Origin of the sequence: Saccharomonospora halophila 8, assembly GCF_000383775.1 — a bacterium.
Taxonomy (GTDB): Bacteria; Actinomycetota; Actinomycetes; order Mycobacteriales; family Pseudonocardiaceae; genus Saccharomonospora; species Saccharomonospora halophila.
This window is the reverse complement of record NZ_KB912578.1, coordinates 26,654-38,859: the sequence shown is the minus strand read 5'-3', so window position 1 is coordinate 38,859 and position 12,206 is coordinate 26,654. Positions and strand designations below refer to the sequence as shown.

At 70.7% G+C, this 12,206-nt stretch carries 12 protein-coding genes; 2 read left to right on the top strand and 10 right to left on the bottom strand.

Features of this window, described 5'->3' with window-relative positions; genetic code table 11:
• Positions 1 to 108: 108 nt before the first annotated feature.
• The 8 genes from SACHA_RS0117525 to SACHA_RS0117490 form a co-directional block, all read right to left on the bottom strand.
• A complete protein-coding gene (locus SACHA_RS0117525) occupies positions 109 to 1,293 on the bottom strand; it encodes an MCE family protein (protein ID WP_028663306.1) in 1,185 nt (394 codons plus the stop codon).
• On the bottom strand, positions 1,290 to 2,336 hold the full coding sequence (locus SACHA_RS0117520) for an MCE family protein (protein ID WP_019811858.1): 1,047 nt from the start codon (positions 2,334 to 2,336) through the stop codon (positions 1,290 to 1,292). Before SACHA_RS0117520 ends, SACHA_RS0117525 begins: the two co-directional genes overlap by 4 nt.
• The gene (locus SACHA_RS0117515; RefSeq protein WP_019811856.1) at positions 2,333 to 3,367 is read right to left on the bottom strand and encodes an MCE family protein; all 1,035 of its coding nucleotides are present in this window, start codon (positions 3,365 to 3,367) and stop codon (positions 2,333 to 2,335) included. The genes SACHA_RS0117520 and SACHA_RS0117515 overlap by 4 nt, the downstream gene beginning before the upstream one ends.
• Positions 3,364 to 4,740: an MCE family protein gene (locus tag SACHA_RS0117510; protein ID WP_019811854.1), complete on the bottom strand. Its 1,377-nt coding sequence runs from the start codon at positions 4,738 to 4,740 to the stop codon at positions 3,364 to 3,366. Before SACHA_RS0117510 ends, SACHA_RS0117515 begins: the two co-directional genes overlap by 4 nt.
• On the bottom strand, positions 4,737 to 5,603 hold the full coding sequence (locus tag SACHA_RS0117505) for an MlaE family ABC transporter permease (RefSeq protein ID WP_198010172.1): 867 nt from the start codon (positions 5,601 to 5,603) through the stop codon (positions 4,737 to 4,739). The genes SACHA_RS0117510 and SACHA_RS0117505 overlap by 4 nt, the downstream gene beginning before the upstream one ends.
• Entirely contained in the window at positions 5,603 to 6,397 is a 795-nt protein-coding gene (locus SACHA_RS0117500; protein WP_019811850.1) for an MlaE family ABC transporter permease, read from the bottom strand. Before SACHA_RS0117500 ends, SACHA_RS0117505 begins: the two co-directional genes overlap by 1 nt.
• Positions 6,398 to 6,468: 71 nt before the next feature.
• Positions 6,469 to 7,227: a glucose 1-dehydrogenase gene (locus SACHA_RS0117495; RefSeq protein ID WP_019811848.1), complete on the bottom strand. Its 759-nt coding sequence runs from the start codon at positions 7,225 to 7,227 to the stop codon at positions 6,469 to 6,471.
• 51 nt (positions 7,228 to 7,278) lie between these two features.
• On the bottom strand, positions 7,279 to 8,790 hold the full coding sequence (locus SACHA_RS0117490; protein ID WP_019811846.1) for an aldehyde dehydrogenase family protein: 1,512 nt from the start codon (positions 8,788 to 8,790) through the stop codon (positions 7,279 to 7,281).
• A gap of 347 nt (positions 8,791 to 9,137) precedes the next feature.
• Here SACHA_RS0117490 and SACHA_RS0117485 point away from each other — a divergent pair, with 347 nt between their 5' ends.
• Positions 9,138 to 10,319 (top strand): acyl-CoA dehydrogenase family protein, encoded by a 1,182-nt coding sequence (locus SACHA_RS0117485; protein WP_019811844.1) that lies wholly within the window; start codon positions 9,138 to 9,140, stop codon positions 10,317 to 10,319.
• 92 nt (positions 10,320 to 10,411) lie between these two features.
• Here the strand turns inward: SACHA_RS0117485 and SACHA_RS0117480 are convergent, their stop codons facing one another.
• Both SACHA_RS0117480 and SACHA_RS0117475 read right to left on the bottom strand, forming a co-directional pair.
• Complete coding sequence (locus SACHA_RS0117480) at positions 10,412 to 11,065, bottom strand: DedA family protein (RefSeq protein ID WP_019811842.1); 654 nt, start codon at positions 11,063 to 11,065, stop codon at positions 10,412 to 10,414.
• 118 nt (positions 11,066 to 11,183) lie between these two features.
• Complete coding sequence (locus SACHA_RS0117475; RefSeq protein WP_019811840.1) at positions 11,184 to 11,666, bottom strand: nitroreductase family deazaflavin-dependent oxidoreductase; 483 nt, start codon at positions 11,664 to 11,666, stop codon at positions 11,184 to 11,186.
• 160 nt (positions 11,667 to 11,826) lie between these two features.
• On the opposite strand from SACHA_RS0117475, the gene SACHA_RS26350 reads away from it, so the two are divergent.
• A partial coding sequence (locus tag SACHA_RS26350) for an acyl-CoA dehydrogenase family protein (RefSeq protein ID WP_019811838.1) occupies positions 11,827 to 12,206 on the top strand: 380 nt, incomplete at its 3' end.

Genomic DNA, 12,206 nt, shown 5'->3' with positions numbered 1-12,206 from the left:
GGCGAGCCTGCGCAGCCGCCTGCGCGGCCGCGGCCGTGGCCGTGCCGGTCGCGGTGGCGGATCCGGTGCGTGTGTCGGCTGGGTCATTCGTCACTGCCTTTCCGGCGGTCACCGTTGCTGTGGGCCCGCCGCGATCACCGGCAGGGGCAGCGGAGGAAGCTCACCGCGCTGGATCGCGGACACCAGCGCCGAGATGGGCGGCACCCCGGTCGCCCCGTCCACCACCGGGGCCAGGACCTCGCAGAGTTTGTTCAGCGTCTGCGGCACTTCATCGGGTGTGGCGAGTCCGACCAGCCGGCACACCGTGGTCACCAGTGGGTTGGTCAGTTCGTTCGCGTTGTACCGGACCGCGATCGAGCCGCTGTTGGCGTCGTAGGAGTTGATGAAGTTGCTCAAGCCGGTGGGGGCGACGTCGATCGCCTCGGCCAACGACGCCCGCTCGTCGACCAGGGTCTGCGTCAGCCCGGCGAGTTTATCCACATTGGACGTCATCAGGTCGCTGTTGTCCTCGACGAACCGCCGGACCTCGCCGAGCGCCGTGCCGAGGTCGGACAACGCGGCCGAGACCTCGTCCGAGTCGTCGGCGAGCAGGTCGGTGACCTCGGCGAGCCTGCCGTAGAACTCCTCGACCGCTGCGTCGCTGTCGGCCAGCACCTCGGTGAACTCTCCGAGATTGCGCACCGTGGAGAACAGCTCGCCCTTCGACTCGTCCAGCGTCGTGACCAGCTCGGACATGCGGGTGATCGTCGTGTTGAGATCGCGGCCGTTGCCCTCCATGCTTTCGGCCGCCGCGTCGAGCGCGTCCGAGAGGGCCCCGTCCGAGTTGGCGCCGTCCGGGCCGAGCGTGCGCGACAGCTCGTCCAGGGTGGAGTAGAGATCGTCGATCTCCATCGGCGTGGCCGTGCGGTCCCGGCCGAGCACCGCGCCGGAGGACAGCTCCGGCCCCGACTCGTAGACCGGCGTCAGCTGCACGTACCGGTCACTGACCAGGCTCGGCGCGACGACCACCGCACCCGCGTCGGCGGGGATCGTGACGTCGGGCTGCACCGTCATGTCGACCCGGACGTCGTCTCCCTCCGGCACCACCGCGGTGATCGTGCCGACCTCGATGCCGAGGACCCGCACCGACGAACCCTCGTAGAGGCCCACCGCCTTGTCGAAGTACGCGGAGAAGGCCGTCCCCCCGGTGTCACGCAGCGCCCACCACGCCGATCCCGTGATCACCAGTGCCACCACGCACCCGATCGCGATCCAGCTCCGCACCGACCGTGCTGCCCTGCCCTCGGCTGTCATCGGCCCCCGCTTTCCACACCCTGGTTCGGCGCGGCCATCCCCGGGTCGCACCCGCCCGGGTTGAACGCCGCACCGTCCACATTGATCGTCGGCGGCAGCATTCCGCAAATGTATCCCTCGAACCACCGCCCGTTCCCGGTGACGTTGGTGCCGATCCTGGTGAACGGCCCCAACAGTTCCAGGCTCCGCTGCAGATTGCCCCGGTTGCGTTGCAACATGTCGGTGACCGAGTCGAGGCGTTCCAGTGCGGGGCGCAGGTCCTGCTCGGTGTCGGCGACCATGCCGGTCAGTTCCCGCGAGACCCGCCGGGTTCCGCGCAGCAACGAGTCGATGGCCTGCTCCCGTCCGGCGATCTCGTCGAGCAGCCGGTTGCCGTTGTGCACGATGGCGCGCAGCTTCTCGTTGCGGGAGGCGAGCGTGCCGGTGAGCGCGTCGGTGTTGGACAGCAGCCGGGCCAGCTCCGCGTCCCGGGAGGCGACCGTCTCGGACAGGGCGGACAGCCCGCTCAACGCCTCCGACATGGGCGCCGAGGTGTCCGACAGGACGTCGGCGACCACGTCGAAGCTGTCCGCGAGCTGTCCGGTGTCGATCTCCTCGACCGTGCCGGACAGCCGGTCGAAGGCGTCCTGGAGCTCGAACGGTGTCCGGGTCCGCTCGACCGGGATCACCGAGGCCGGATCCTGCGGGGACTCCCCCTCCGGGGCCAGTTCCAGGAACTTGTCGCCGAGCAGTGTCTTGATCTTGATGGCCGCGGTGGTCCGGTCGCCGATGCGGGTCGCGTCGAACGAGTCGACGGTGAACGTGGCCCGCACCCGCGTCCCGTCCAGCTCGACCTCGTCGACCTCACCGACCTTGACCCCGGCGATCTGCACCTCGGCCTCGGCCTCCAGCCCCGCCGACTCGGCGAAGTGGGCCGAGTAGGTCGAGCTGGTGTTCAGCATCGGGATCTCGTCGGAGCGGTAGGCCGCGACCACGACCAGCACGATCAGCACGAGGCTCACGGCGCCGACCGTGGCCTGGTTGCGTTCCCTGAGAGGTTTCACGAGACCTGGCACCTCTGCGGCTCGTCGGTCGCGGGCAGCGGCAGGATCGGCAGGTCGACGTTGAGTGCCCGCACCCCGATCGTGCCGGTCAGCCCGCACAGGTAGTAGTTGAACCAGCTTCCGTAGCTGGTCACCCGCATGAAGCTGGACAGGTTCCGCGGCAGGTTCCGCAGGATCATCTCGTAGGTCCGCTCCGAATTCTCCAGCTCACCGGCGAGGTCGTTCAGCGCGCCGACATTGCGCCGCAATTCGGGACGCACCTGATCCAGCAGTCCCGAGGTGGCCTCGGTGAGCTCGGCCATGCCTTCGACGGCCGCACCGATCGGTTCCCGCTGCTCGGCCAGTCCGGTGACCAGCCGCTCGGTGGTGTCGACCAGGTCGGCGAACCGGGGTGCCCGGTCGTTGACCGTGTCGAGCACCGAGTTGAGGTTGCCGATGACCTCGCCGATCACCCGGTCCCGCTCGGCGAGGGTGCCGGTCAGCGAGCCGATGTGCCGCAGCAGACTGCGGACCGTGCCGCCCTCGCCCTGCAGGACCTGGATCAACTCGTGGGAGAGCTGGTTGACCTGGTCGGGTTCGAGCGCGCGCAGCAGCGGGCGGAACCCGTCGAACAGCGCGGTCAGGTCCAGTGCGGGATCGGTGCGGTCGACCGGGATCGTCCCGTCCGCGGGCAGGGTCCCCTTCCCCGCGACGTCGGTGTTCAGCGACAGGTACCGCTGCCCCACCAGGTTGCGGTACCGGACCGTGGCGGTGACCAGCCGCGGGAGGTCCCGGTCGCGCGCGACGGTGAAGGACACCTCGGCGACGTTGTCGTCGGCGATGGCGATGTCGGTGACCTGACCGATCTTCACCCCGGCGATCCGCACGTCGTCCCCGGCGTTCAACCCGGACGCACTGGTGATCCGGGCGGTGTAACCGGAGGTCGCCCCGAAGTTCGTGTTCGCGATCGTGGCGGCGAGGACCCCGGTGAGCAGCATCGTCACCGCCGCGAACGCGGTCATCTTCAGCAACGCGGGCACGAACCGTCTCATCGCAGCTCCACCGTCGTTCCCCGGTACAGCGGGCCGAGCAGCAGCGAGGTCCACCCCGGTGCCTCCCCGGGGGCGATGCCGGTCGTCGGCGCCTGCAACAGCGACACGAGGGCCTGCTCGGCCGGCGAGTTCGCGGGCCACCCGGCTCCCGGGTTGCTCCCCCCACCGTCGGTGCCGGAGGAATCCTCGAACGGGACGTCGAGTCCCTTGACCGGGCCGGGCAGCGGATTGTCGTCCTGCGGGGTGTCCGGGTGGCTCGAACCGTCCTTCAGTGGGCCCCCCGGGGGCTGTTGGGGCCACTTACCCGGAGCGGGCACCTGCGGGTAGCAGCGCGGACCACGCGTGTCGTTGTACTCCGGATCGTCCCGGCCGGGCACGTATTTCCCGCGGTCCCGGGCGATGAACCGGATGACGACGTGGTTGCGCTCGTCCGTGCCGTGGCCGAACGCGCGCTCGGCCGCCGGGACCGAACCCGCGAACTGGCCGAACATGCACGGGTACTGCGGTGCGTACTTCGCCAGAATGTCCAGCACCTCCTGTGAGGTGGTGGTGAGCCGGATCAGGTTGTCCTCGTTGGCCTCCAGGAACCCGCCCAGGTTGCCCGCCGCGCTGCGCACCGAGGCGTACAGATCGCCCAGCTGCTGCCGCTTCTGAAGCAGGGTGCGGGTCGTGGTGGTCGCGTCCGCCATGGCGTCGAGGAAGGCGGGTGCGGCCCGGTCCCAGGACTCGGCGGCGTCGGCGAGTGCACTGATGTCGGCCTTCATGTCCGGCAGCGACGGCGTGATCCGCTCCAGGTAGCCTGCCAGGTCGGTCACCGTCTCGCCGAGCTGCTGTCCACGCCCGGACAGGGCGGTCGACATCGCGTTCAGGGTGCTCGACACCTTCTGCGGCTGCACCGCCTCCAGCAGCGGCAGCGTCTCCGACAGAAGCTGCTCCACCTCGACCGCCTCGGCGCTGCGGTCCTGCCGGATCACGTCCCCCGCGCGCAGGTGGCCCGTCCCGCCACCCTCGGGAGGTTGGAGGGCGACGTACCGCTCGCCGAACAGCGTCTTGGGCAGCAGCCGTGCGGTGACCGAGGCGGGGATCCGCTCCAGCGAGTCCGGTTCGATCGCCAGCTCCAGCTCGGCACCGTCGCCGTCGGTGCCCACGTCACGCACCTCCCCGACCCGGACACCGTGGATCTTGACGTCGGCACCGGTCCGCATCTGGGTGCCGAGGCGGTCCATCGTCAGCCGGACCGGTACGGCGTCCGAGAACGCCTTGTTGTAGACCGCGATCGTCGTGCTGAGGAACAGCGCCACCATCACGAGGAACACCAGCCCGAGCGCCTGGTGCCGGAGTCTGCGCAGCAGCAGTCGTCGCATCGCGCTCATCCGGAGATCCTCACTGTGGTCGACGCGCCCCAGATCGCGAGACTGAGGAAGAAGTCCAGCACCGCCACGAGCACGATGGACGTGCGGACCGCACGGCCGACCGCGACGCCGACCCCGGCCGGGCCGCCCTTCGCCGTGTAGCCGTAGTAACAGTGCGACATGATCACGATCGTGGAGAAGATCAGCACCTTGCCGAACGAGTACAGCACGTCCTCGGGCGGCAGGAAGAGGTTGAAGTAGTGGTCGTAGGTCCCGGCCGACTGCCCGTACATCCAGATGGTGATCTGCCGGGAGGCCAGGTAGGACGACAGCAGCCCGACCGCGTAGAGCGGGATCACCGCCGTGACCCCGGCGAGCACCCGCGTGGTGACCAGGTAGGGCAGACTGGGCACGCCCATGACCTCCATCGCGTCGATCTCCTCGGAGATCCGCATCGCGCCCAGCTGGGCGGTGAACCCGCAGCCCACCGTGGCCGACAGCGCCAGTCCGGCCGCCAACGGGGCGACCTCACGGGTGTTGAAGTAGGCGGAGATGAACCCGGTCAGGGCGGCCGTGCCGAGCTGGTCCAACGCGGCGTAACCCTGCATCCCGACGATGAGACCGGTGAACATGGTCATGCCGATCATCACGCCGAGGGTGCCGCCGATGACCGCGAGCCCGCCCGAACCGAAACAGACCTCGGTGAGCAGCCGCAGCGTCTCCCGGCTGTAGCGGCGCACGGTCCGCGGCGCCCACGCCAGGGCCCGCACGTAGAACAGCAGCTGGGTCCCCAGCCCCTCCAGCGACGCACCGGGACGCGCGATGATCTCCAGGGTGCGGTCGCCGACCTTCCGGTCGGTCCCGTGGGTCTCCGGCATCGGCATCACAGCGCCTTCGGGGGCACGATCTTGAGGTAGATCGCGGTCAGCACGACGTTGATCAGAAACAGCAGCATGAACGTGATGACCACGGCCTGGTTCACCGCGTCCCCCACGCCCTTGGGACCGCCCGAGGGGTTCAACCCCCGGAACGCGGCCACGACACCGGCCACGAAACCGTAGAGGAACGCCTTCAGCTCGCTGACCCACAGGTCGGGCAGTTGGGCCAGCGCGTTGAAGCTGGCCAGATAGGCACCGGGGGTGCCGCCCTGCAGCACGACGTTGAAGAAGTAGCCGCCCAGCACGCCGACCACGCTGACCAGCCCGTTGAGCAGCACCGAGACCACGATCGCGGCGAGCACCCTGGGCACGATGAGGCGCTGGATCGGGTTCACCCCGAGCACCTCCATCGCGTCGATCTCCTCGCGGATCTTGCGCGCGCCGATGTCGGCGCACACGGCGCTGCCGCCGGCACCCGCCACGAGCAACGCCGTGATCAGTGGGGACGCCTGCTGCACGATCGCGAGGGCGCTGGCCGCGCCGGTGAACGACTGCGCGCCGATCTGCTGGGTCAGCGAGCCCAGCTGCAGCGCGATGACCGCGCCGAACGGGACGGCGACCAGGGCGGTCGGCAGGATGGTGACGCTGGCGAAGAACCAGCACTGCTGGATCCATTCGCGCCACTGGAACGGACGGCGGGGTATCGCACGCGCGACCTCCCACCCCAGGGTGGCGAGCCGGCCGACCTGGACCAGCGCCCCGTGGCCGGGGAACGGGGGAGAGCCCGCTCTCGCACCCATACAACCTCCGTAGCCGCTCGCCGGTGAACGTGAAACGGTCGCCGCACCCGCCGTCGGGTGCCGGGACGGCCCTAGAGCCGCAGCGCGTGCGTGGCGGTCGCCCCGCCGTCGACGGGGTACTCGCCCCCGGTGCAATAGGAACTGTCGTCGCAGGCGAGGAACGCCGCCATCGCGGCGATCTCCTCGGGCCGGCCCATCCGTTTGAGGGCGAGCCGGACCACCGCCGGGCTCGCGTCGACGTCACCGCCCAGCGCGGTGCGGACCATGTCAGTGTCGATCATCCCGGGATGCACCGAGTTGACCCGGATCCCCTTGTCGCCGAGTTCCAGGGCGGCGACCTTGGTCATGCCCCGGATCGCGAACTTGCTCGCGGTGTAGGCGCTCACCAGCGGCATCCCCGCCAATCCCTCGACCGACGACACGTTGACGATCGAGCCGCCACCGGCGGCCGTCATCGGTTCAACGACCGACCGCATCCCGAGGAACGTGCCGGTCTGGTTCACCCGGACGACCCGTTCGTAGTCGGCCAGCTCGGTGTGCGCCAACTCCGCGAAGTGCAGCAGGCCCGCGTTGTTGACGAGCACGTCGAGCGAACCGAACGCGGAGACCGTGCGCGCCACCACCGCGCTCCACTGCCCCTCGTCGGTGACGTCGAGGTGTTCGTAGCCCGCGGCGTCGCCGAGCGCGGCGGCGACGTTCCTGCCCTCGTCGTCGGTGACGTCGGTGAGCATCACGCGGGCGCCCTCGTCGACGAACCGCCGTGCCGCCGCCGCGCCCTGGCCGCGCGCGGCCCCGGTGATCAGCGCGACCTTCCCGGACAACCTGCCCATGCCTGCCTGCCTTCCGTGCCTGTGTCGTACCGGCGCCGCGTGCCGGGCCCGCTACATCATCTCGTCGCCGAGCGGCATCATCACGGTCTTGAGCTCGGTGTAGGCCTCGACCGACGACTGCCCGCCCTCGCGGCCGAGCCCGGACTCCTTGAACCCGCCGAACGGCAGGTGCGGTTCCACCTGGAACCCGTTGATCCCGACGGTGCCCGCGCGGAGCCTGCGGGAGACCCGGAAGGCGCGCTGGGCGTCGGCGCTGAACACGCCGGCGCCGAGCCCGTAGCGGGTGTCGTTGGCCAGGGCGAGGGCCTCCTCCTCGTCGGCGAACGGCACGACCGACAGCACCGGCCCGAAGATCTCCTCCTGGGCGATCGTGGACGCGTTGTCCACGTCGGCGAAGATGGTGGGGGCGACGAAGTTGCCCGCCGCGCACTCGCCGCCGAGCCGTTCGCCGCCGGTCACCAGGCGGGCCCCCTCGGCGCGCCCCTGCTCGATGTAGCCGAGCACGCGGTCGAGCTGTCTGCCGTTGATCAGCGGCGCGGACATCACCGCCGGGTCGAACGGGTCGCCGTAGGTGACCGCCGCCGCCATGCCCTCGGCGGCGGCGAGGAACTCGTCGTAGACCTCGCGCTGCACGAGCGCCCGGGTGTTGGACACGCACGCCTGGCCGGACAGACCGAGGGTGACGGCGCCGACCGTGGTCGCCGCCGCGACACCGACGTCGGCCGCGTCGGCGAACACCAGCGCGGGGGACTTCCCGCCGAGTTCCAACGACACCCGCTTGAGCGTGCCCGCGGACGCCTCCACGATCCGGCCGCCGACGTCCCGGCTGCCGGTGAAGCTGATCTTGTCCACGTCCGGGTGCGTGATCAGGCGTTCCCCCGTGGGGTCGCCGGTGCCGGTCACCACGTTCAGCGTGCCCGCGGGCAGACCCGCCTCCAGCACCAGCTCGACCATCCGCAGCACCGTGAACGAGGCGTACTCGGACGGCTTGAGCACGACCGTGCACCCCGCGGCGAGGGCGGGGGCGACCTTCTGCGCGAACAGCAGGAACGGTGCGTTCCACGGCAGGATGGCCCCGACCACCCCGAGCGGTTCGCGGAACGACATCGCCAGGTGGTCACCGCCCTGGTACGGCGGCAGGGTCTGGCCGCCGATCTTGTCCACCCAGCCCGCGTGGTGGTCGAACGCGTCGGCGGCCACGGAGACCGACGTCGCGTAGACGCTGCCGAACGAGACCGGGACCGAGTTGTCCAGGGCCTGCAGCCGCCGGAGCTCGTCGGCGTGGGTGCGCAGCAGTTCGGCCGTGCGGCGCAGCACGGCGATGCGGGTGCCCGCCCGGGCGTTCGACCACTCCCCCGCGTCGAAGGCGCGCCGGGCGGCGGCCACGGCGTCGTCCACGTCGTCCGCCGAGGCCACGGCGATGTCCCCGATCTCCTCGCCGGTGGCCGGATGGATGTGGGTCCAGGTGGCGCCACCCCGTGCCGGGACCCACTCCCCGCCGATGTGGAGCCGTCCCGTCCTCAGCCCGACGGACTCGCGGTAGGGCTGCACGGTCAGGGTCATGAACTCGCCTCCATACGCGTCCGGTCCGCCGCCGGTGCCCCGGCCGCGGGAGTCCCGGAAGGCCCGCCGGGCCTGCCACCGGTCCTCACCCGACCGCCAGAGTAGAACTTATTCTCGCACGAATCAATACTCGGTTCACACCGATTATCTGGTGGTTGAACAGGGATTTTCCAATCCCATCGGCAGCGTTAATGAGTACATGTTCTAGCTCGCGAGCGCGACCACACCCTCGGGCACACCCGCCCGGCGCGGACACGTCGCGACCGGTGTCCTTGAGGTAGAACGTGTTCTACACTGCGCTCCGGGCGACGGTCCATGCCCTGCCAACGGCCGAGCGGAGGAAACAGATGCGGATCAGCCACGCACCGGAGCAACAGCAGCTGCGCGACGAACTGCGTACCTACTTCGCCGAGCTGATGACCCCGGACCGCCGCGAAGCGCTGGCCGGCGAGGGCGGCGAGTACGGCGACGGGACCGCCTACAAGGAGATCGTGCGCACGCTCGGCCGGGACGGGTGGCTCGCCCTCGGGTGGCCGAAAACCTACGGTGGCCGCGAGCTGTCCATGCTCGACCAGCTCGTCTTCACCGACGAGGCGGCGATCGCGGGCGTCCCGGTGCCGTTTCTGACCCTGAACACCGTCGGCCCGACCATCCTGCGGTTCGGCACCGACGAACAGCGGGACCACTTCCTGCCCCGGATCGCCGCGGGCGAGCTGCACTTCTCCATCGGATACTCCGAGCCCGAGGCGGGCACCGACCTCGCCGCCCTGCGCACCCGTGCCGTGCGGGACGGCGACGAGTACGTGATCAACGGCCAGAAGATGTGGACCAGTCTCATCGAGTACGCCGACTACGTGTGGCTGGCCGCCCGCACCGACCCGGACGCACGCAGGCACAAGGGCCTGTCGATCCTCATGGTCCCGACCACCGCCGAGGGCTTCTCGTGGACCAAGGTGCGCACCGTGGCCGGGCCCGGCACGAGCGCGACGTACTACTCGGACGTCCGGGTGCCGGTGTCGGCGCGGATCGCCGGGGAGAACGAGGGGTGGCCGCTGATCACCAACCAGCTCAACCACGAACGGGTCGCCCTCACCTCCGCCGCACCGCTGCAGGCGGCACTGGCCGAGGTGGCCGACTGGGCCCGGGAGACCGAACACCCCGGCGGCGGCCGGATGATCGACGCGGAGTGGGTGCGGATGCACCTGGCCCGCGTCCACGCGCACACCGAGTACCTCAAGCTGCGCAACTGGAAGGTGGCCTGGGCCGCCGCGGAGAGCGAGCTCGGGCCGGGCGAGTCCTCGGGAACGAAGGTGTTCGGCACCGAACTCGCCACCGAGGCCTACCGGCTGCTCATGGAGGTCCTGGGCGCGGCGGGGATGGTCCGGGACGGCTCACCGGGCGCCGCACTGCGCGGCCGGATCGAGAGCGCACACCGCTCGGCGCTGATCCTGACCTTCGGCGGCGGCACGAACGAGATCCAGCGTGACCTCATCGCGGCCACGACCCTGGGTCTCCCGGTCACCCGCTGACCGGCGTCGGCGCCGGGGCCCACGGCATCCCCGACGACGCGGCGCTCCGGAGGCCGACGGCGGATCGAGGCCCGTTCACCCCTGCGGCGGGTTCACGACCGGGCCTCGGGAGCCGGGTCGCGAATGTCCGCGGAACTCGCGGCCCGTCGGCGTCGGAGCCTGCGGACGAGCTCGGCGACCAGCGTCAGTGCCAGCGCCGAACCGAGACCGAACGCCAGGCCCGTGACCGGCTCCGTCCGGAAGGCGGCACCGCCGAGGTAGCCGACCAGGCTCCAGCCGACCGCCCAGAGCACCGCGGCGGAGGCATCGAACAGGGAGAACGACCGCAGCGGGTATCCCACACCGCCCATCGAGATCGTGGTCGCCGTGCGCACACCGGGCACGTAGCGCGAGGCCAGCAGTACCTGACCGCCGCGCTCGGCGATCCCCCGCCGGGCCCAGTCGTAGGCCGCCCGGGCACGTCCGGAACGCCGGATACGCGCACTCGACCGCCCGATCGTCACCCGCCCGATCGTGTAGGAGACGTGGTCCCCGACGAACGCCCCCGACGCACCGGCGAGAACCACCGGGATCAGCGTGGCGCCGGATCCGCTGTCCGAGGCGGCGAGGACGGCGACGGTGACCAACGCGGTCTCTCCCGGCACCGCGGGGAAGAACCCGTCGAGAGCGGTGAGGCCGAACAGCACCGAATACAGCCACGGGGACGCGATAAGCTGCTCGGTCAGGCTCAACAGGTGCTCGAACACGACCGTCCCCCCGCAGCGCGTTCCCCCGACACGACCGCGGTCACGATACCGCACCGGTCGGGTCCGTGCCGACCGCCGGGCGGACGTACCCGATGGTGCGGGGTCGGTCCGATCCTCCTCAGCGAGGTTCGAGGACGACGACCGGGATCGTGCGGTCCGTCCACGCCTGGTAGGTCTCGAAGTCCGCGTAGAGGTCGACCAGTCTCGTCCACAGTCCGGAGCGTTCGGCGCCGGTGGCCACGCGCGCCCGGACCGGCCGCACCTCGGCACCGACCTGCACGACCGCGTCCGGGTGCGCGAGGAGATTGCGGTACCACTGCGGGTGCCGGGGCAACCCGCCCTGCGAGGCGACCACGACGAGATCCGCGCCGTGGCCCAGGTACAGCAGCGGCGTGGTGAACCAGCGGCCGGACCGTCTCCCCCGGTGGTCGAGCAGCAGTGTCGGCACGGGCCTGCGGAAACCGGAACCGATCCGCCATTTTCCGCCGATCCGGCCGTCCGTGGCGCGGTAGACCCACGTCTGCACCCGGGATCCGTACTTGATGATCCTGGCGACGACGGGCGAGTCGAGCTGGTCGGGGCGGTTGTTCGCGTCGGGCATCAGCACCTCCCTGCGGGGAGTACATCACGATGCGGTCCCGGCACGGATCCCGGTCCCGCTGTCCGAAACGGAGCGAACGCGGCACTTCCGCCGAGGGGCGCGGTCCGGTTACCGTCGGACGGCGACGAGCGACGGCGCGATCGCGGCGAAGGGACGGTCCATGGATTTCTCGCTCACCGAGGCCCAGAACGACCTCGCCGGGCTCACCCGCCGCATCGTCGGCGACCACGACACCGCGGAGTCCGCGGGGACGCACGGCACCGGCGGGTTCAACCGGCCACTCTGGACGAAGCTCGCCCGTGCCGGGATTCTCGACGCCGCGCTGCCCGCATCGGTCGGGGGCGGGGGATTCGGCGTCCTGGAGCAGTGTTCGGTACTGAGTGAGCTGGGCCGCGCGGTGGCGCCCGTGCCGTACCTGTCCACCATCGCGGCGGCGGCCTCGACCCTGGCGGAGTTCGGCGACGGCGCGGTGCTGGAGCGCAGGCTGGTGCCGGTGATCCAGGGGCACCAGGTGCTCGCCGTGGCGCTGCCGGACGCCGC